This is a genomic window from Paenibacillus sp. sgz302114, from assembly GCF_056120345.1.
In genome coordinates this window covers 15,106-32,803 of the sequence record NZ_JBVYOI010000007.1, presented here as the reverse complement: position 1 = coordinate 32,803, position 17,698 = coordinate 15,106, and the positions used below count along the sequence as shown (strand labels likewise).

The window sequence follows — 17,698 nt, the reverse complement described above, 5'->3', positions numbered from 1 at the left end:
AGGAGAGCAGTTGACCTTATATGAACAGAAACATGCACTTATTCAGAGAGTCATTCAAAATTGCCAAGCCGGAATTGAAATAATCGCGTTAACTGAAGACAATCGCTTCGCAGCTCTGCATGGTGGGACGCTCAAGTCCTTCGTTGTCTCTCCTTTCTGCAACGCGGCGTATACATGGAGCAGCTCGGTAGGTAGTATCATGGATCGCGGAGTTTTGGAGGGGATTTCGGCGCCTTATCACTTTATTGATGAGGTCATTGGCGGTCAACTGGAAATGATAATTTGATGGACTGTAGTAACTAATTCAAGTAGGACACTTTTGTATGGATTAGGAGGCGTTGAGTTTGAACAAGCACGACCAGTCGAGGAAAGACTCATTAATTAAAGCATTAATCAAGGCAAGAGAGCAGGCCGAGACAGCGAAATTATATTTGTCTGTCAATGAGCGAGATATTGAAGAAATTGCAGCTGCTTCGCTTGCATTAGAACATGTTGAAATCGCATTGGAGCATCTAGGGGTATTGGTTCCGGTGATGTAATTCAATGAATACGGAAGAACATGAGGCGAACGGCATAACGACTTCCGCCCTACGGATTTTCCGTAGAGCGGGATGAAGTTACTTCAGATCTTCAGAAAAATACTGATGTAATTGGTCCGGACGCATACTGTGAAGTATTCTAGCTGCTGAATAAAATCGAGCGAAAATAGAATCTATTTTTTCGATGTCTGCTTCCGCACTTTGTTGAAAATATAGCTGTGTTAACTCCATTGCAACATCAAGTGTGTTTCTCTGAATGGGTGTAGGATTAACTTCTACTCTATCTGCCACAGGAATCCCTCCTTTCTAGTAATATTCTACTATAAAATCGACGAAATAGGATATTTTTCCTAATTAGGTGGCAACGTAGCACTGACAAGTTTGAATACGGAATGACATAAGGAGGAACGATCTGAAGTGATCGTATGGACTAAATACGACAGCAGCAGCAGGGAAATTGAAAGCCATGTGAACCATTAAGCAAAGATAACCCAGCTTTGAATATTGATGAATACGCGAAGGGAGGTGTGCAGCTTGAAAATCAAGATCATCAGGAAAACGGATAAGGGTCCTAAACAAGGTGAAGAATTCGAGGCGAGAAGTGTAAAGGGTCCATTCTTTATTGAAAGATATCAGATACTAACAGATGGGGAGTATCTTGGTGAGTTCGTTGATTGGTATGATGCGATTATTTTGGTTTGAAAGCATAGAAATGCCCCGGACCTGATGGGGATCTGGACGCCGGGGCTTTGTTTGGAGCCTTGACTCTCTCTAAAATATATCATAGAGAGAGGTCGAGGGGAATGTTGGCAATGGCGAAATTTGACGAACAAATAGAGCTTTTCCCGCGAGCGACGTTGGCGGATCTTGTTCAGGCGAAGAAGCTGCTGAAGGATTTTAGAAAGGCAAAGCAGGTCGTAATTGCTTTTGATCAAGATGTTGACCGGTTATCGCCAGAACAAAAAGATAGGCTGCAAAAGTACAGAGCAAACGTCAGACTTATTGAGCAATCGATTTCCCTTATTATCGACGAAGAAGTTCGCAGAATTATAGAACATCGATTTGTAAAAGGTCAGACCCACAGCGCAACAGTTCTTTTCTTCAGCAGCTGCATGAGTGATCGGACAGTGGAGCGTAAGCTTAATGAAGGGATCACGTCGATTGCCAATACGTTGAAGATGTGGACAAGTTAAAAAATGACGGTTTTTTGTCGGGAAAGCGTCGGCAAAATGTCGGCAAAACGAGGGTACAGTGGAATCACAAAGAGCGAATTGCTCGGGTGATACCTACTGTACCCTTATTACATGTAGGACTCGGCCATGCGGTGGGTCATTGACCTTAGACGTTAATCGTCAAGCGTGTGGAGATGGGGTGGGGTTTGACACCCCATAAGTTTTTTACAACAACTCATGAGATCATTCGCGAAGCGAGTTGTTGTTTCATGGGTTGTTGTGAGGATCTTATTTTAGGCCGCAGATCGGCAGTCACCAGGAGGCGATACAGTTGCCATTAACGAGGAAATTGAGACCCATCGACACCTCTAAAGCGCAACCGGTTCCCTGCCGTGGATGCGTTTGGGGAAGATGGGATGGCGTGAAGCAGTTATGTAGTAGAAGACCCTGCATTAAGCAGGGAAATAGAAAATGACTCGGGGATGCTTTCCCACGAGTCATTTTAATGTAGTGCAACTTCCATTTTATAGCAATAGGGGTGGTGGTCATGTGAATACAGTCCAGCCGATAACTGACTCTGAGCTTCTAGAAGATATACTGGATCATCTCAGACAGACGAACCCGCGTAACTATGCATTTGTGATAACGGGTTTCAGCACAGGATTTCGAGTGAGTGACTTATTGAGGCTACGAGTCAGGGATGTACTAGGATCTCATATCTCGATTCGAGAGAGAAAGACCAAGAAGGAAAAACGAATCATGATGACTTCGGAACTGCGGAAGGCATTGAAGGCATATGTGGATGGTATGCAACCGCACGAATACTTGTTTCCAAGCAGGCAAGGCGTCAATCGACCAATTAGTCGAAGCCAAGCATACAACATTATGCGGTCTATTGCGGACGTGTTTCGTCTTTCTGAAGTGGGATGCCATACTCTTAGGAAAACGTTCGGCTACTTCCATTATAAGAAGTTCAAGGACATTGTGTTGCTGATGAATCACTTTAACCACTCGTCAGAGAAGATCACTTTGCGCTATATTGGAGAGCTTCAGGAGACCATGGATTCGTCTATGAAGAACTTCAGACTGTTCTGAGTTCGCCATATTGCGGATACGTGCTACTCGTTTTCATGACTAGGCTCAATCCCATGTAGTGAAACGGGTTCGAGTCTCTTGCCGAGTTAGACAGAATATACATTATGTCCAGCTCAAACACCTTATTTTCATAAAACTGGAGGGGACGAAATGCTGAAGAAATGGTGGAAGAAACAAAAAAAGATTATTTTGCAAGAAGCTGCATCGATGCTCATTCTGAATCGCAAGGAGCGCCGTGAAATGTGGCGAGCGAGCTGGAAGACGATGAAGGCACAGCGTTAATGCCAGCTAAGCCGAAGCATCCATGTGGGAAGATTGGTTGCAGTCAGCTGACAACGGAGCGGTTTTGCTCGGTACACAAGTCAGCTGCGGACGCGCACCGTGGTTCAGCTGCACAACGGGGGTACGACAGTAAATGGCGTGCGGCCAGAGCTGGCTATCTTAGGAAGCATCCGATATGCGCTGAGTGCTACAAGGTTGGACTGGTTACAGCGGCGACTGTTGTGGACCATATCAAGCCGCACAAGGGAGACAAGGCGCTATTCTGGGATCGTAACAACTGGCAGCCATTATGTAAGAAGCATCACGACATTAAAACAGTTAAGGAAGATGGGGGATTTGGAAGATGAACCAAGAAGAGCAATCCATTATGAAGACTGAAGTGAAACTACTCGACGGTACAGTGATTGTTATTGATGAGCCTAGTGCAGAGCGGCTCATGTCGAAGATACACCAATCAGTTAATACATCGCAGGTAACGGTGATTGTAAACGACACAAGCGGAGTTACTTACTTCCTGCCGTTCAGCAGCGTTCTCTATGTTCGGACACTGGAAGAACCAATTGAAGAAGCGTTAGCGGCTTCGGATGCAGTCACGGCTCCTGATGTTGACATGACGATTGAGCAACTGAAAGAAGCATTGGCGGATGCACCTGATGTGGAAGCTGTCCAACACTTCCTAGCGTATGAACAGTCCAAAGAGAAACCGAGGAAGTCAGCCGTGGAGATGCTTGAGGCGAAGCTTGCCGAGCTGACAAACGCTAGCTAGGAGACCCCCCGGGGGTACGAAAATTTACGGCAACGGGGGCGAGACCGCAGGGGTCTCGCTTGTGAAAAAAAGTCCCCAAAACGATATGAGAAACGAGATCGTTTTGAAAGGAGGAAACTGGCGATGAATCAGGTCGTCCATTTCGATCATATGCGCGTCGGTCAGAAGGGCGGCGGGAAGCATTGGACAAAGAAAGAAGTACAGTCGCGGGAAGAAGCCGGTAAGTCGTTTGAACGCAAGAAGAAGCGGACGCTTAAGATACCGTCTTGGCTTGACGACAATGCCCGCAAGGTATGGCGGAAGATCGTTCGGGACATGGAAGAGTTCGATATCTTCGATCCGTTGGACGAGGACGTTCTTGCTGCCTATTGTGATGCTGTTGCGAAGCATCAAGCGATGAACGAGCAAATTGATGAGCAAGGGTTCACGATAGAGGGCAAGGGCGGCATTGAAATTGCTAATCCTCATGTAACTATGGCGAAGGATTATGCACGGCTGATTCTCCAATTTGGCGAGAAACTCGGTATCACCGCTGGTGCGCGTGCCCGACTTGCAAGGCGTATGGCAGAGGAGAAAGATCCGAATGATGAACTCTTCGACTAATCCAGATTGGGAAGATGTTCATCCTGCTAACCGCTATGCTGCTGAGATCGTAACGGGATATCGACCAAGCTGTAGGATGGAGTGGCTGGCTTGCAAGCGACATCTGGACGATCTTCAGAGACAAGCAACAGAAGGCTTCCCTTATGTTTTCGATGAGAGCCGTGCAGACCGATTGTATGCCTGGTTCGAGCGCTGCTGCCGACACGTACGCGGTCCTTTCTCCGGCGAACTCATTGAGCTGCTTCCATTTCAGAAGTTTGATCTTGGATGCATTTTTGGATGGGTTCATATGGACTCTGGAAAGCGCCGATTCAAGAAAGCGTACAACCAGCGTGCTCGCGGTAATGTTAAATCGACTGAGATGAGCGGACTTGCCTTATATGGTATGTGCGGGGATTGCGTTTATCCTCCAGCAATGCCGGAGTTTAAACGCTTCGAAGAAAGTCCTGAAGTTGAATGTGCCGCGGTCGATAAGACTCAGGCAAAGCGTGTCTGGCTCGATGCACAGAAAATGGGTGAGGCTAGTCCTGATATTTACAAGCGCTTGCGAATTAAGAGGACCTATATTGAGCACTCGACGCGAGGTGGGTGGCTGAGGCCGCTCTCCAAGGATACCAAGAACAAAGATTCTGGGGCACCTTGCATTGTTATTATTGACGAGTATCACGCTCACTCGACAAGTGAGATCGTGGACGTACTTTACTCGGGATTCGGCAAGCGTCTCCAGTCGCTGATGCTAATTATCACAACGGCTGGGAAAGATGCTGAGAACAGTCCATGCAAGAAGGAATATGACGCGCTTTGCAAGATGCTTTCAGGTGAAACGCCGATGAACGAAACCTATTTCGCAATGATTCGTGAGCTTGAAAAAGAAGATGATCCTCACGATGAAGCATTTTGGATTAAAGCGAATCCCATTCTGCAAGAAGACAATGAGTATGCGGAGGAGCTGCGGGGGCAAATACGTGCAGAGCATGACGAAGCGTACAATACCGGCGACCCTGCAAAGATTCGTGAATGGCTGACTAAGCGGGTAAATCGCTGGCAGTCGGATAGTGAACACAAGTTTATGTCCGGACTGATGGACAAGTATAAGGCGCTCGGCATTTCGCGAGACGCTTTTTTGACGTTGGTGAAGGGATGGCAGACTTGGTGCGGATTGGACTTATCCAAGACAACGGACCTTACAGCTGCCGCTTATGTATTCAAGCTGCCGGATGGACGATATGCGGTTACTGCACATGGATTTATGCCAGCTGAGCGGGCACGTGAACATGAGCATTCAGACCGAGTGCCTTACACGGCTTGGGCAAATGATGGCTGGTGTACATTGACGGAAGGATCGGTAACCGATTATCGATTCATTAAGAGCCATATACAACAGCTCGAAGTGAGCGAGAGTTGGATGGTGAAGGAGGTCTGTTACGATCCGTACAATGCTACGCACTTTACACAGGAACTCGAAGCGGAAGGATACGAACGAGTTGAGATTCGCCAAGGCGTTCAGACGTTGACGGAGCCGACGAAGTTTTTCCGTGAGCTTGTACTCAAAGGGCTGCTGGTTCACGATGGCAGTCCTTTGCTTACTTGGTGCGTTTCGAACGCGCTTGAGATCGTGGATAATAACGGAAATATTAAGCTGAGCAAGAAACATAAAGACGATAGCCAACGAATTGACTTGCTGGCAGCGATAATCAATGCGTTAGTTCGTGCGATGCTGCTGGATCAGGCAGTTGATATGAACGAGCATATTTCGAACGGGTTTACGTTCTAAGGGAGGCGAGCTTATCACGAGGAGATGGTGGCAATTCTGGCAACGGCGATCTGATGGTTGGGACTCATGGCGTATGGGCAGGTCCACCTACGAAGAAGGCGCATACGTTTCAAATGATCAAGCCGTCCTGAACAGCAATGTCTATACTGTAGCTTCTGTTTTAGGTGGAGATATCGGCAAATTTCCCTTTCAAGTCTTTCGCAAACAGGGAGATAGCATAAAGAAGGTGACCGATCACCCTGTATCAAGAATATTGGGCAAAAAAGCGAATCCGTACATGACAGCCTATACCTTTAAGGAAACGATGATGGTTCATATGGTTGTTTGGGGCAACGCGTATGCCAATATTGAATTCGACGATAGGACAGGTTATCCCAAGGCATTGTGGCCGCTTAATCCATCACTTACGGAGGTTTATCTTTCGCGGGAAGGCGAAGTGTATTACGTCACGCAGCTCCCGAATGGGCAAATCCGTAAAATATATCCAGATGAAATACTGCATTTTAAGGCACTTGGCACATCAGGACTGAAGGGGATTACACCTATAGAGGCAATCCGAGAAGAATTAGGTGTGCAGAAAGCGCAGAAGAAGTTCCTCAGCCGCTTTTATAGCAAAGGCACGAATATATCAGGCATCTTGGAAGTTCAGACGAATGTACCCTTGAAGAGTGAATCCAAGGATATTATTCGAGAAGAATTTGAAAAAGCGACATCAGGCATGGATAATGTAGCGCGGGTGGCTGTCATGGATAACACCATGAAGTATACACCGCTCGGCATGCCTCTCAAGGATGCTGAGTTTATCGCATCCGCAAAGTTTGGCATTGCGGAAGTGTCAAAAATCTACAAGGTTCCAGGTTACAAATTAGGCATTTCTGATGTGAAGTACTCCAACATGGAGAACCAATCCCTGGAGTACGTCAAAAATACGCTACAGCCACTGGTTACGAACGTTGAGCAGGAGCTGGATGATAAGTTATTTACGTTTTCAGAGCAGGAAGTGTACTACGTTAAAGCTAACATGACTAGCGAGCTTCGCGGGGACATGGCGACAAGAGCGAACTTCTATAAGATTATGATCGAATCAGGCGTTTACTCCATTAACATGGTCTTGGCTCTCGAAGAGCAAGAAGGAATCGGTCCGCATGGAGATAAACGATTCGTATCCTTAAACTTCGTGAATTTGGAGAACATGGACGATTACCAGAACGCCAAAGCTGGCCTGAAAGGGGGTGAAGGCAATTAAAAAGGAGATGAGGTTCCTCCAGATCCCGCTGCTGGAGACAAGAGCAGCGCCTGATGGGGAGAAGAGCTTGACCATTTACGGATATGCAGCCAAGTTCAACACACGTTCGAATCTGCTTTACGGTGAATTTTATGAAATGATTGCACCGCAAGCATTTAAACGGACACTTGCGGAAACGAACGTGAAGGCATTGTGGAATCATAACGTTGATATTGTATTGGGTTCAACCAAAAGCGGCACGCTGCGTCTGGAAGAGGACGAGATCGGATTAAGATTCGAACTCGATCTACCGGACAATCAGTGGGGCCGTTTTGCTTTTGATGCGGTGGATCGCGGCGATGTCGACGGGGTTTCGTTTGGATTCAATGCGCCCTCCGAAGGTCAGGATTGGATTTACCTTCCTGATGAGGGAGCTTACTTGAGAACGTTGCTGGATGTCGATTTGTTCGAAATATCTCCAACAGGGTTCGCAGCATATCAGGATAGCGAAGTGGACGCGGAAGCGCGTAGTTTAGTTGATAAGTTTATCAAACAACCGCAAGCAGCAAGCGAGTTGGAAATGCGAAAGCTGCTTTGCGAAATTGAAATCATGGGGGTATAACAGTGGGCAAACACATTAAGAAAATTAACGAATTGAAACAACTGCTCAATGAAAAACGGTCTATGGCGAACAAGCTGGCCGAAGAAGGCAAGCTTGAAGAAGTACGAGGCATTACTGCAGAGATGCGGAGTTTGCAGGAGAACGTATCAACGCTCGAAGAGCTTGATGCGTTAGAGGATGGCCCTCCAAACCCGAATGGGAATCCGGTTGATGATCAAACGCCGGTTGAACAGCGTAACGCACAACGCGTCATGCAGATTCTGGAATCGAAAGAATATCGTAGCGCGTTTATCAATAGCGTGCGTAAGCGATAAAGACAATGCTCTGCTTCAGGAAGCGCGTGCACTGTCCGCCCTAACAGGTCAAGACGGTGGATTTTTGGTACCGAAAGATGTTGAACTGGAGATTATGCGACTGAAACGGGATCTTCCGCAGCTCGAAAAATTATGCCGCCTAATTTCAGTTAAAACGGCGAGCGGTACGCGGAACATTGAAACCGGTGCAAGATTTACGAAATTCCTTACAAAAGCAGAGCGTGCGGCAATTAGCGAACTGGCTTCGCCGAAACTCGCACAAATTACGTACACCATTGAGGATAAAGCCGGATTTATGGATATTCCTAACGACCTGCTTGAAGACGGCAACGAAGCAGAAATTATGGCTTACCTGGCCGAGTGGGTTGCTCGTGGTGTAACAGGTACGCGAAATGATGAGATTGTTACGATGCTGGCCGCGATTGCTAATCCTGTGGCAGTCGCTGGGGTATCCGATCTGAAGAAGATTCTGAATGTCACGTTGAACCCGGCAATTGCAAAGGTATCGTCTCTCGTGACCAATCAGGATGGCTTTAACTTCTTGGACAACTTGGTTGACGGAACAGGGCGTCCGCTACTGCAACCAAACCCTTCGCAACCAACCGAGAAGTTGTTTAACGGCAGGACTGTAGAGGTCGTTGGCAATGATACAATGCCATCCATCGGCACGACAACGAAGAAAGCGCCGATCTATCTCGGCTCCTTAAACGATAGAATCGCTATTTTCGAGCGAAAGGGCTATCGCCTTGAAACGACTACGGTTGGCGGTAGCGCATGGCGCACGGATACGACGGAAGCACGGGCCATTTACCGAGACGACATGCAGACAATTGACTCTGAAGCTGTTGTAGCGGGTCTTATCACGCTGCCATAATGCCGATGCTGACCACGCTGGAGCGATTAAAAGGTTCAGCTGTCTTTCCGGGGGTTCAGGACGAGCATTTGCTCTTAATGATCCGTGCCGCGTCTGCGACAATCGGTCAATATGTAAACCGGCAATTGGAACAGCGAGAGGTAACTGAGGTGCTCGACGTTTATTCTGGGGCGAAACACATTAACCTCTCATGTTACCCTGTCTCAGAAGTGCATGCAGTCACTGCGAACGAAGAACCTGTTCTCGATTTTGAGGTAATCGATGAGAGACGCTTATTTCGCGCCTCCGGATGGCCGACTGGTAGGTACAATCTTTGTATTGCGTATACAGGCGGCTATATTCTGCCGGGTAATGTTGAGGCTAACCTTCCAGAGGACATTGAGCTGGCATGTTTGCTACTTGTTCAAGAATTAATGCGAAGTCCCGGCGTGATTTCTGAGCGATTCGGACCAGTCTCCACGACTTACGAGGAAGGTGGGATGTCATTGGCTGTAAAAAGCCTCTTGGACGCCCACAGGAGGTTCGCATAGGATGAATCATCTATTTATTCACTCTGCGGAAGTCATTTGCAAAGAGGGAGACGGTGTCGATGCGTGGGGTAAACCGCTAGGCACGTCCACGCCATTGAGATACCGATGCCGCATAGATGCAGACAGTCAGTTAGTACAGGACCAGCATGGGCAAGAGAGTAAAAGTGGCACCACAATTAGCTTTCTTGGCATGGTTCCAGTCTCTTATGATGACGAAATTGAATGGATTGACGCATTTGGACAAGCATTAAGAAAAACGCCTATTCGGATTCAACCAATTCATGATTTTCAAGGCAGAGTGCGTATAACTGTGGTGAATCTTCCATGAGCTTCGAGATCAACTTGAACGATGTTTTTCGCGGTATCGACTTCGCAGAACAACGCTTCCGAGCTGCAGCTGAGCGCGGGATGCAAAAGGCAATGGAAGAACTCAAGCAAGACGCACAAGCTGCCGCGCCGAAACTGACCGGAGAACTGCGTCAGCATGCGCGTGTGAATGTAACTGTTTCGGGATACAGTGTTAAAGGAGAAGTTTCATTCTCCCTTTTAAAGAAGAACAAGCGCGGCTGGGGTACAGATGTCGCGCTTTTCTTGCATGAGCACCGAAGATTCAGACAGCTAACAACGCCAGGTACAGGACCGAAGTACCTCGAACGACCATTAAAGGCAAAGTCAGCGCGATATCGGCAGATAATTGCTCAAGAGATAGCAAAGGAGCTGAACGGTTAATGCTGCGAGCTATTTACTTCGTTGATTATCTCAGCGTTCTATTTCCACTCGCTTATTTTGTAAATGAGTTCCCTGAGAACGCGCCGGATTCGGCAGCATATGTTCAGGTATCTGGTGGATTTCCACCGAATCCAGAGTCGGCAATTAGGCGGCCGTCTTTCCAGATTGTATTACGAGGCGAGGAATTCGGTATGCAGGAAGCCGAAGAGCTGGCGGTGGCGATTCATACCCATTTACACGGAAAAAGCGAGTTTGAGCTGATTCCTGACGGCATGTGCATACGGCAGTGTACTGCAGACCAACCAGCACCGCTTTATATTGGCCGCGATGAAAACAAGCGACCAATGTACAGCTTGAATTTCACATGCATCTATTTGGAGTGAGGTGGAAGACGTGAAAGCACAGAAAGTTTTAATCCGATTAACGCTGGCTGATAACCATCAAGTTAATTTCGGCACGGCGGAACAGCCAGATTACAAGACCGATGGAAAAGAAGTGAACTGCGACGAGAAGGTTGCAGATGCGCTAGTCGCCGACGGTCTTGCTGTTTATATAGATAAGAATGAAAACAAGGGGGAGAATACGGATGCCTAGCGATTTGACTAAAATTGCACTTGGTCCATGTAAAGTAACGTTTGATGCAGGATCAGGCGGTACACCTGTCGTTTTTGAGACGACACAAGGTGGAGTCGTACTTAGTTACGAAGAGACCACTCGAGAGGTAAAGGTCGATCAGTATGGCGATACGCCAGTAGGTGAAATCATCATCGGCCGCGTTGCATCAATTGAAGTACCTTTCGCTGAGAAGGATTTGGACAAGCTATCGAAAGTCATTCCAGGTGCGAAGCTGACAACGAACGGAACGAATCCTATTAAAAAACGTGTGGATATCGACGCATCGAAGGTTATTAACCTACTCGACATTGCGAAGATGGTGAAGCTTGAGCCTCTATCGGCAACGGCAACGGCAAACGACGCTGTTGTTTTGTATAAGGCAGCACCACGCACAAACTTGAAATATAAGTATGACTATACCGGCGAGCTCATTACGAATGTAACCTTCAAGGCGTTCCCCGATACAACAACGGGTTACCTACTAGCGTTCGGCGACCAAACCGCGTAGTTATTCTATAGGAATAATGTTAGAAGCAGGGCCTCAACGAGGCTCTGCTTCTTTTTATGAGGGGGAAGAAAAGGCATGCGATGGTCTAAGAGGGAAGATGATCAGAATTACGTTATGTTTGGAGATAAACGGGTCGAAATACCGAAACTCACGGTTTCTAAGTGGAAGGCGTTGTTCCAGAAAGTCGAGACGCTGCCGCAACTGGTACTGGACATAATCGCTTCCCGCCAAACATCAGATTTTACAGCAACGGTATTGGTCGGCGTTCAACTGGCTGTAGATGAGATCGTTGAACTCGTAGCTGTCCTGACGGATTTGGAACCGACGTGGATTGAAGAGAATGTCGATCACAATGAGTTGATTCAATTCATATCGCGGACGGTACAGAGGAACAACTTAAATGAAGCTGCAAAAAAGTTTCTCGCCCCGTTCGGCAAGCTTCTCCTGAGCAAGCCGGTCGCGGGCCGATAACGCTTGACGAATGGCTTGCGGAGGCAGCTTTGAAGTTCGGAACGACGCAGTTGAGGTTGGAAAACGACTTTTATATGGTCGATCTCCCACAGCTTCTTTACAAAATGGAAGTGAAGATTGCTGAGGAGAGAGTGATAAATTTGCTCTCAATCTGTGCACCGAATATGGAGCAGGAGAAGTTCGAGCAGTTTTATCAATCAATCAGCGAAGTATTGCATCAAGCAAGCAACACTGAGAATGAATTTGACGCTGAGGGGCTAGCGAAGCTTCGGAGACGGTTGCAAGGGGGCGGAGAGTAGATGTCAGGATCAACGGCGAACGCTACCGATGTCGGAGCGATCCGTGCCAGGATGGAGCTGGACGCAAGCGGTTTTAACGAATCGCTATCCAAAGCCAAGCAGAGTATGGGCGCATCCACCAATGAAGCACGCCAAGTGACGAAGCAAATCAAGGACTTGGGCAAATCTTTGATGGATACTGGCTTGAGCGCGAAGGAAATGCGGCAGATTCAGCGGGAACTTCGGGAGGTTAAGCCGGAGCTGCTGGAGCAGGAACTGAAGAAGGTCGAAATCCAACTGCGGAAGCTTGGCGCGAGCAGCGATATGATCGAGAAGATCAAGCAGAAGATGCGTGAAGCGCAGCAAGAGACCAAGGAGTCCATAAACCGCGTCGAGGCTTTAAGTAATGCGCTTATCGCATTGGGCGCAGGAGCTGCGCTGACAAAGCTTATCGGCGAGATCGAGACGCTTGCTGATAAAGCAAATGCTTATATTAATGCGCAACGAGGTCTTGAAGAGGTATCGAAGGCGTTAGGAGTCAATGTAAAGCAAACGACTGAATTAGCGCAAGAGTTGACCGACAGGGGATTTATGGATCTCGCTCAAGCTTCAGGGACGATTAAAACCTTGCTAGCATCCGGCTTGAATCTGGATCAAACCAAAAGTCTAATTCTCGCCACAGCGGATGCCGCAGCTTATAACCGAGAGGCTCATCTTGGCTGGGGTGAAGCCATTGAACAGGTTGCGCAAGGAGTTAAGACAGGAAACTCGGAATTGACTGACGCCGCAGGCATTACTACGAATCTGAGCGTCATGTATGACCGCTTTGCCGCCTCAATCGGTACGACAGCGGATAAACTCTCGGATGCGCAAAAGACGATGGCTGCATACAACGGTATTATTCAGGAGTCATCCATGTACGCCGGAAATGCTGCTTCAGCTATGGAGGGTTATAACGGTACTCAAGCGCAGTTCAATCAAACACTTCAAACAGCCGAAGCAGAGATAGGTGAAGGCTTTCTCCCATTGTTGCAAGAGCTTATGGAACTATTCATGCCGATCATTAAATCTGTTGCAGATTGGGCAAAAGAGAACCAAGGGCTTGCAGTAGGTATTACGGCGGGAACTGCGGCTGTTTTAGCCATTACAGCGGCTGTAACAGCGCTCGTACCGTTAATCTATACCCTTACAACGGCCTTCGCCGGATTAGAGATCGCTCTCGGGCCAATCGGACTAGCGATCGCTGCGATCGGACTAGTTGTCGGTGGGTTTGCAGCCTATACAGCTGGAGCTTCATCAGCTTCTCAATCGGCATTGGAGTTCGCGAGCTCGCAAGAAATTCTAAACGCGAAGCTTCAGCAGTCTCCGCTCAATATGCAGGTCGAGGAGTACAAAAAGCTGACATCCAGCATTAAAACGCTGAATCCGATTATGGAGAAGCGTAACGCACTGATGGACGAGTATAACAAGAAAATGGCTCTTGCTCAGAGTGGCAAAGGAAGCATTGAGAATACGCATGAAATATATGAACTCGCAGATGCCATAAAAAGTGTGGACGCAGAGCTTCGGGGGCTTGGGTTTGAGTCAGGAGATGCTGCTGCAGATGCGCTTGGGCGCATGAGAGATCAGGCGAAAGGTGCTGTTGGCGCGCAAGTCGCTTTAGAGGAAGCAAACGTCCGTGTCGTGTCCGGACAAGTTAAGCATATTGATGCAATGAACAAGCTGCAGAAGCAATACGAGCAGCTGAGCAGCAAGGAAAAGCTATCCACACAGCAAAAGCAGAAGCTTGCGGATACAGTAGAGCAGCTCAAGCGGGAATACCCCGACCTTATCGTGCAGCTGGACGAGGAAGGCAAGTGGCATATTAACAATGTTGATGCGCTCAAGCAACTTATTGATGCAGAGCAGGACACTGTGGAGGCCGCAGCCGAAGGTTCTAAGCAGCGTCTTGAGATCGCAAAGAATGAAGCGCAGACGCGAATTGATTTACTCAAACCTCAGTTGGCAGCGATGCAAGCTCTGGAAGGCAAACCAATTCCGCAACCAACAGTTCCCGGTTTAGGGACCTTTACGCAAGATACGCTGAAGCGGACGTTGAAGACTGCCATGAAGGACACATCGGGACAAATTAATACCGCTCAGGCTACGTTACTGCAAGCTGAGCGCGATATCAGCGCGATTACCACTGGAAACTACAGTGTATTTGACAAACCATTGCCGGGTAGTTCGACTACTCCGGATAAAGGTAAGGGTAAAGGGAAGACGGCAGAAGAGATTCAACAGGAGCAGTATCAAGCTTCGTTAAAATATATCGAGCGCAAACGACAGCTAAATCAGCTATCAGAGGCCGAGGAGCTTCAGGCGCTTGAGCGGCTGCAGGGCCGATACAAGAAAAACAGTGAGATCCGGCAGGACCTTGAGGTGCGCGTTTATCAGCTGAAAAAGCAAATGGAAGTGGAGGAGAAAGCTCGACTGGAAGAGCAGCGCAAGAAGAAGGATGAAGCGGCTAGGAAGTCCGAACAAGCGTTGCAGGATCAGTACCAGTCGTCACTGAAGTTTATCGACCACCAGCGTAGTCTGAACCAAATGTCCGACAGTGAGGAACTTCAAGCGCTTCAGCGGCTTCAGCAGCGGTACAAAGACAACCGCGAGATTCGGCAGGACCTTGAAGAGCGCGTATATCAGCTGAAGGAACAAATGGGAGACAAAGAAGAGCGGCATCAAGAGGAACTGCTGAGGCAGAGTGAAGAGGCTGCTAAGGACAAGTTTGAAGCTTCGAGCGAGTGGATTGAACAAGAAGAGAGACGAATGCGACTGGCTGGCAAGTCAGAGGCGGACATTACCACCGTGAAGCTGGAGGCGTGGACGCGGGTACGCGATCGTTATGAGAAAGACTCCGAGTTTTACAAGGAAGCGGACAACGAGGTCTACGAGAACAAGCTCGACCTTATGCAGCGCGAAGAGGATGCTCTTAAGGCTCTAGAAACCGAGCGGAAGGAGCAAATCAAGCAAGCATCTGACGTTGCGCTCGATGCGATTGAGCGGGAGAAACAAGCAGAGCTTGATGCGTTGGAAGAGCGGCGCGAGCAAATCGATCAGTTTTACAACGATCAGAAAGAAGCGATTGACGATTCCGAGCGAGTTATAGAGCGTAAGTCACTCATTGAAGAACTTGAGAAATATCGACTCGCCACATCCGAACAAGGTAAAGCAAAGTACAAAGAGCTTCAGGACAAGATGCGGCAGATGGACAATGAGGACGAGAAGCGACAACTGGACAGAGAACGTCAGGACAAGCTTGATGCACTCGACGATCAGAAAGACGACATTGAGTCTTGGTACGATGATTTGAAGCAAGCTTTTCAAGACCATAGCGGGGACATGAAACCGTTATACAAATTGCTTGAAGACGAGCGATATAAAGCGTTTAAGAAGACCAATAACCAGATTCGGGCGGAGCTCTTAGCTTTGGAGAGAGAATATGCAGCGCTAGCTTCGAATGCTGGTTCTGGCCAGTCTAGCGGAATATCGGAAACTGGAACTGCTTCTTCCACAACGAGTTCGGGTACGAGTCAACCTAGCGGGATAACGGAAACCGGAACCGCTGCATCAAGTACAAAGAACAGCAGCGGAAATGCGAGCAAGAAATTAAAGGAAACACTAGCTTCAGGAGCGGTTTGGACGCCGGAGGCTGGAGGGTACGTGCTCAACGGCAAGATCGTCAGTACAGTACCAATCTATTATCATACAGGCGGCGTTGCCGGTCAGAAGCCGTTCCGAATCGGGGACACGCTTATGCCGGATGAGCTCCATTCGATTCTTCGCCTTGGCGAGGTAACGTTAACACGTAAACAGATTGGGAGCCTGGTAGGGGCGGTACAGAGCCAGCAAGCAGTTGAGGTCACGAACAACTACTATGGGCCGCTTGTTGAACATAGTGGAGATGTTCATATTGATGACCAGTCCGATGCAAAATCTTACTGGGGTGAACGCGACTCCGTTGCTCAACGACTCTTGGCGAGAGGTGAACGTTATGACAATCGATAACGGGGGCGCGACGTACGATGGAATCAGCTTCGCATCTCTTGGGCTGAAACTCGTGAAGTCGAATATCCCATTGCTACCTGAGACGCGGCAAACAGAAGTCGAAATACCAGGATACGATGGCACGATTGATATGGGGACGGAATACGGTCCTCGGCTCATCGAGCTCGAAGTAATATTGCTGGCATCCAGCGAGAATCAGTACCAAAGCAGGCTGCAGCAGATTGCGAAACTATTTAATGCACGCGCAGGAGCGAAACCGCTTGTGCTCGACAGAGCGACAGGTAAGCGCTGGATGTGCAAGTACAACGGCACCATTAGTGTTGAAAAGCTGCTGCAGCTCGGTTCGTTTACACTTCCGTTTAAAGCGTTTAGCCCGTTTTCTAGGAGCGTGCTGGATACCACAGTTCCGCTCAAGTATGGGCAAGGATACACGCTTGGTATGGGGTTGAAGCGAGGTAGCCAATATTCGTTTGCGGTTAACTCATCTCCGAGGACGGTTACCGTACATCATGCAGGAACTCATGAAGCGCATCCAATCATTACGATTACTGGAGCAGCATCTAACCTGACGATAGCCAATACGACTACTGGCGAATCATGTACTGTTAATATTTCACTCGGTCCGACCGATGTTCTTGAGCTCAATTGCACGCCTTTGGAGCAGACGGCCAAGAAGAATGGAGTCAACGTCCTGAATTTCTTCTCGGGCCAGTTCCCGAAGGTCATAGAGGGACCCAATAGTTTTACGATAACAGCGACCGGTCCGAACATGACGGTCGCTTTTCGTTTCCGACATACTTACTTCTACTGATAAGGGGGAATAACGATGAGTCGTTTTGCGACGATCCGAGAGGATCTCGATGCGCAATCGCAAGTCGAGTTGCAGAGGAACTTTGATCAGGCCGACGCGGATCTTACGAGTCAGCAGCAACAAATCACGACCGAGCAGCAGCAGCGAATCGCGGCAGACTCCGCGCATGCCAGCGCGTCAACCGCGCATACGGCGACACAGATTGAGTACACAGCCGGAACCAGTGTTAAAGGTAAGATCGATGCACTGCAAACGCAGGTCAACAACATCGTTGGATCAGCGGGTACCGGGAACACGGAGATGGTGGACGCTCGCCTCGGAGCGGACGGAACTGCCCGGTCAACGCTTGGGACTCTTGTTCGGGAGATCCATGCGCAACAACTAGATGCGGCGACGCAGAGCGTATCACTGAAGCATGGTTTAAACATTATCTAAGAAGGGAG

The 17,698-nt window shown here is 48.4% G+C and carries 26 protein-coding genes; 25 read left to right on the top strand and 1 reads right to left on the bottom strand.

The annotated features are described in order from the left end of the window. The first annotated feature begins 10 nt into the window (after positions 1 to 10). Together AC0LWF_RS18085 and AC0LWF_RS18080 are read left to right on the top strand one after the other, a co-directional pair. On the top strand, positions 11 to 286 hold the full coding sequence (locus AC0LWF_RS18085) for a hypothetical protein (protein ID WP_474652944.1): 276 nt from the start codon (positions 11 to 13) through the stop codon (positions 284 to 286). 58 nt (positions 287 to 344) lie between these two features. Next, the gene (locus AC0LWF_RS18080) at positions 345 to 539 is read left to right on the top strand and encodes a hypothetical protein (protein WP_474652943.1); all 195 of its coding nucleotides are present in this window, start codon (positions 345 to 347) and stop codon (positions 537 to 539) included. A gap of 78 nt (positions 540 to 617) precedes the next feature. On the opposite strand, the gene AC0LWF_RS18075 is transcribed toward AC0LWF_RS18080, so the two are convergent. After that, positions 618 to 830, bottom strand: a complete 213-nt coding sequence (locus tag AC0LWF_RS18075; protein WP_474652942.1) for a hypothetical protein — start codon at positions 828 to 830, stop codon at positions 618 to 620. A gap of 243 nt (positions 831 to 1,073) precedes the next feature. Here AC0LWF_RS18075 and AC0LWF_RS18070 point away from each other — a divergent pair, with 243 nt between their 5' ends. The 23 genes from AC0LWF_RS18070 to AC0LWF_RS17965 all read left to right on the top strand — a co-directional run bounded on the left by AC0LWF_RS18070 (position 1,074) and on the right by AC0LWF_RS17965 (position 17,690). Next, positions 1,074 to 1,241, top strand: a complete 168-nt coding sequence (locus tag AC0LWF_RS18070; protein ID WP_474652941.1) for a hypothetical protein — start codon at positions 1,074 to 1,076, stop codon at positions 1,239 to 1,241. 110 nt (positions 1,242 to 1,351) lie between these two features. Then, entirely contained in the window at positions 1,352 to 1,732 is a 381-nt protein-coding gene (locus tag AC0LWF_RS18065) for a hypothetical protein (RefSeq protein WP_474652940.1), read from the top strand. 528 nt (positions 1,733 to 2,260) lie between these two features. Beyond that, positions 2,261 to 2,806, top strand: coding sequence for a site-specific integrase (locus AC0LWF_RS18060; RefSeq protein ID WP_474652939.1), 546 nt, complete (start codon positions 2,261 to 2,263; stop codon positions 2,804 to 2,806). Positions 2,807 to 2,956: 150 nt separating this feature from the next. Continuing rightward, complete coding sequence (locus AC0LWF_RS18055; protein ID WP_474652938.1) at positions 2,957 to 3,088, top strand: hypothetical protein; 132 nt, start codon at positions 2,957 to 2,959, stop codon at positions 3,086 to 3,088. Then, positions 3,088 to 3,435 (top strand): HNH endonuclease, encoded by a 348-nt coding sequence (locus tag AC0LWF_RS18050; RefSeq protein ID WP_474653173.1) that lies wholly within the window; start codon positions 3,088 to 3,090, stop codon positions 3,433 to 3,435. Before AC0LWF_RS18055 ends, AC0LWF_RS18050 begins: the two co-directional genes overlap by 1 nt. After that, entirely contained in the window at positions 3,432 to 3,854 is a 423-nt protein-coding gene (locus AC0LWF_RS18045) for a hypothetical protein (RefSeq protein WP_474652937.1), read from the top strand. Before AC0LWF_RS18050 ends, AC0LWF_RS18045 begins: the two co-directional genes overlap by 4 nt. Before the next feature lie 123 nt (positions 3,855 to 3,977). Then, positions 3,978 to 4,457: a phage terminase small subunit P27 family gene (locus tag AC0LWF_RS18040; RefSeq protein WP_474652936.1), complete on the top strand. Its 480-nt coding sequence runs from the start codon at positions 3,978 to 3,980 to the stop codon at positions 4,455 to 4,457. Further along, the gene (locus AC0LWF_RS18035; RefSeq protein ID WP_474652935.1) at positions 4,438 to 6,231 is read left to right on the top strand and encodes a terminase large subunit; all 1,794 of its coding nucleotides are present in this window, start codon (positions 4,438 to 4,440) and stop codon (positions 6,229 to 6,231) included. The genes AC0LWF_RS18040 and AC0LWF_RS18035 overlap by 20 nt, the downstream gene beginning before the upstream one ends. Next, entirely contained in the window at positions 6,206 to 7,477 is a 1,272-nt protein-coding gene (locus tag AC0LWF_RS18030; protein ID WP_474653172.1) for a phage portal protein, read from the top strand. Before AC0LWF_RS18035 ends, AC0LWF_RS18030 begins: the two co-directional genes overlap by 26 nt. After that, positions 7,464 to 8,078 carry an HK97 family phage prohead protease gene (locus tag AC0LWF_RS18025; RefSeq protein WP_474652934.1) on the top strand — a complete coding sequence of 205 codons (615 nt, stop codon included), beginning with the start codon at positions 7,464 to 7,466 and terminating at the stop codon, positions 8,076 to 8,078. Before AC0LWF_RS18030 ends, AC0LWF_RS18025 begins: the two co-directional genes overlap by 14 nt. Positions 8,079 to 8,080: 2 nt before the next feature. Then, positions 8,081 to 8,392, top strand: coding sequence for a hypothetical protein (locus AC0LWF_RS18020; RefSeq protein ID WP_474652933.1), 312 nt, complete (start codon positions 8,081 to 8,083; stop codon positions 8,390 to 8,392). Further along, positions 8,274 to 9,266, top strand: a complete 993-nt coding sequence (locus tag AC0LWF_RS18015) for a phage major capsid protein (protein WP_474652932.1) — start codon at positions 8,274 to 8,276, stop codon at positions 9,264 to 9,266. Before AC0LWF_RS18020 ends, AC0LWF_RS18015 begins: the two co-directional genes overlap by 119 nt. Continuing rightward, entirely contained in the window at positions 9,266 to 9,796 is a 531-nt protein-coding gene (locus AC0LWF_RS28025; protein WP_488656656.1) for a phage gp6-like head-tail connector protein, read from the top strand. The genes AC0LWF_RS18015 and AC0LWF_RS28025 overlap by 1 nt, the downstream gene beginning before the upstream one ends. Position 9,797: 1 nt before the next feature. Next, positions 9,798 to 10,124, top strand: coding sequence for a hypothetical protein (locus tag AC0LWF_RS18010; protein WP_474652931.1), 327 nt, complete (start codon positions 9,798 to 9,800; stop codon positions 10,122 to 10,124). Positions 10,125 to 10,138: 14 nt separating this feature from the next. Beyond that, a complete protein-coding gene (locus AC0LWF_RS18005; protein ID WP_474652930.1) occupies positions 10,139 to 10,525 on the top strand; it encodes a hypothetical protein in 387 nt (128 codons plus the stop codon). Continuing rightward, the gene (locus AC0LWF_RS18000; RefSeq protein ID WP_474652929.1) at positions 10,525 to 10,908 is read left to right on the top strand and encodes a minor capsid protein; all 384 of its coding nucleotides are present in this window, start codon (positions 10,525 to 10,527) and stop codon (positions 10,906 to 10,908) included. Before AC0LWF_RS18005 ends, AC0LWF_RS18000 begins: the two co-directional genes overlap by 1 nt. Before the next feature lie 10 nt (positions 10,909 to 10,918). After that, the gene (locus AC0LWF_RS17995) at positions 10,919 to 11,119 is read left to right on the top strand and encodes a hypothetical protein (protein WP_474652928.1); all 201 of its coding nucleotides are present in this window, start codon (positions 10,919 to 10,921) and stop codon (positions 11,117 to 11,119) included. Beyond that, positions 11,112 to 11,648 carry a hypothetical protein gene (locus tag AC0LWF_RS17990; protein ID WP_474652927.1) on the top strand — a complete coding sequence of 179 codons (537 nt, stop codon included), beginning with the start codon at positions 11,112 to 11,114 and terminating at the stop codon, positions 11,646 to 11,648. Before AC0LWF_RS17995 ends, AC0LWF_RS17990 begins: the two co-directional genes overlap by 8 nt. Before the next feature lie 75 nt (positions 11,649 to 11,723). Then, a complete protein-coding gene (locus tag AC0LWF_RS17985; protein ID WP_474652926.1) occupies positions 11,724 to 12,119 on the top strand; it encodes a hypothetical protein in 396 nt (131 codons plus the stop codon). 29 nt (positions 12,120 to 12,148) lie between these two features. Then, the gene (locus tag AC0LWF_RS17980) at positions 12,149 to 12,418 is read left to right on the top strand and encodes a hypothetical protein (protein WP_474652925.1); all 270 of its coding nucleotides are present in this window, start codon (positions 12,149 to 12,151) and stop codon (positions 12,416 to 12,418) included. Further along, entirely contained in the window at positions 12,419 to 16,444 is a 4,026-nt protein-coding gene (locus AC0LWF_RS17975) for a phage tail tape measure protein (RefSeq protein WP_474652924.1), read from the top strand. It begins immediately after the preceding gene. Then, positions 16,431 to 17,255 (top strand): phage tail family protein, encoded by an 825-nt coding sequence (locus AC0LWF_RS17970; RefSeq protein ID WP_474652923.1) that lies wholly within the window; start codon positions 16,431 to 16,433, stop codon positions 17,253 to 17,255. Before AC0LWF_RS17975 ends, AC0LWF_RS17970 begins: the two co-directional genes overlap by 14 nt. Positions 17,256 to 17,270: 15 nt before the next feature. After that, complete coding sequence (locus AC0LWF_RS17965) at positions 17,271 to 17,690, top strand: hypothetical protein (RefSeq protein ID WP_474652922.1); 420 nt, start codon at positions 17,271 to 17,273, stop codon at positions 17,688 to 17,690. The last annotated feature ends 8 nt before the right edge of the window (positions 17,691 to 17,698 follow it).

Coding starts and splice junctions, on each gene's coding strand:
- AC0LWF_RS18065 (WP_474652940.1), top strand. CDS start 1,352: ATGGCGAAATTTGACGAACAAATAGAGCTTTTCCCGCGAGCGACGTTG.
- AC0LWF_RS18055 (WP_474652938.1), top strand. CDS start 2,957: ATGCTGAAGAAATGGTGGAAGAAACAAAAAAAGATTATTTTGCAAGAA.
- AC0LWF_RS18050 (WP_474653173.1), top strand. CDS start 3,088: ATGCCAGCTAAGCCGAAGCATCCATGTGGGAAGATTGGTTGCAGTCAG.
- AC0LWF_RS18045 (WP_474652937.1), top strand. CDS start 3,432: ATGAACCAAGAAGAGCAATCCATTATGAAGACTGAAGTGAAACTACTC.
- AC0LWF_RS18040 (WP_474652936.1), top strand. CDS start 3,978: ATGAATCAGGTCGTCCATTTCGATCATATGCGCGTCGGTCAGAAGGGC.
- AC0LWF_RS18035 (WP_474652935.1), top strand. CDS start 4,438: ATGATGAACTCTTCGACTAATCCAGATTGGGAAGATGTTCATCCTGCT.
- AC0LWF_RS18015 (WP_474652932.1), top strand. CDS start 8,274: ATGGGAATCCGGTTGATGATCAAACGCCGGTTGAACAGCGTAACGCAC.
- AC0LWF_RS28025 (WP_488656656.1), top strand. CDS start 9,266: ATGCCGATGCTGACCACGCTGGAGCGATTAAAAGGTTCAGCTGTCTTT.
- AC0LWF_RS18010 (WP_474652931.1), top strand. CDS start 9,798: ATGAATCATCTATTTATTCACTCTGCGGAAGTCATTTGCAAAGAGGGA.
- AC0LWF_RS18000 (WP_474652929.1), top strand. CDS start 10,525: ATGCTGCGAGCTATTTACTTCGTTGATTATCTCAGCGTTCTATTTCCA.
- AC0LWF_RS17990 (WP_474652927.1), top strand. CDS start 11,112: ATGCCTAGCGATTTGACTAAAATTGCACTTGGTCCATGTAAAGTAACG.
- AC0LWF_RS17985 (WP_474652926.1), top strand. CDS start 11,724: ATGCGATGGTCTAAGAGGGAAGATGATCAGAATTACGTTATGTTTGGA.
- AC0LWF_RS17975 (WP_474652924.1), top strand. CDS start 12,419: ATGTCAGGATCAACGGCGAACGCTACCGATGTCGGAGCGATCCGTGCC.
- AC0LWF_RS17970 (WP_474652923.1), top strand. CDS start 16,431: ATGACAATCGATAACGGGGGCGCGACGTACGATGGAATCAGCTTCGCA.
- AC0LWF_RS17965 (WP_474652922.1), top strand. CDS start 17,271: ATGAGTCGTTTTGCGACGATCCGAGAGGATCTCGATGCGCAATCGCAA.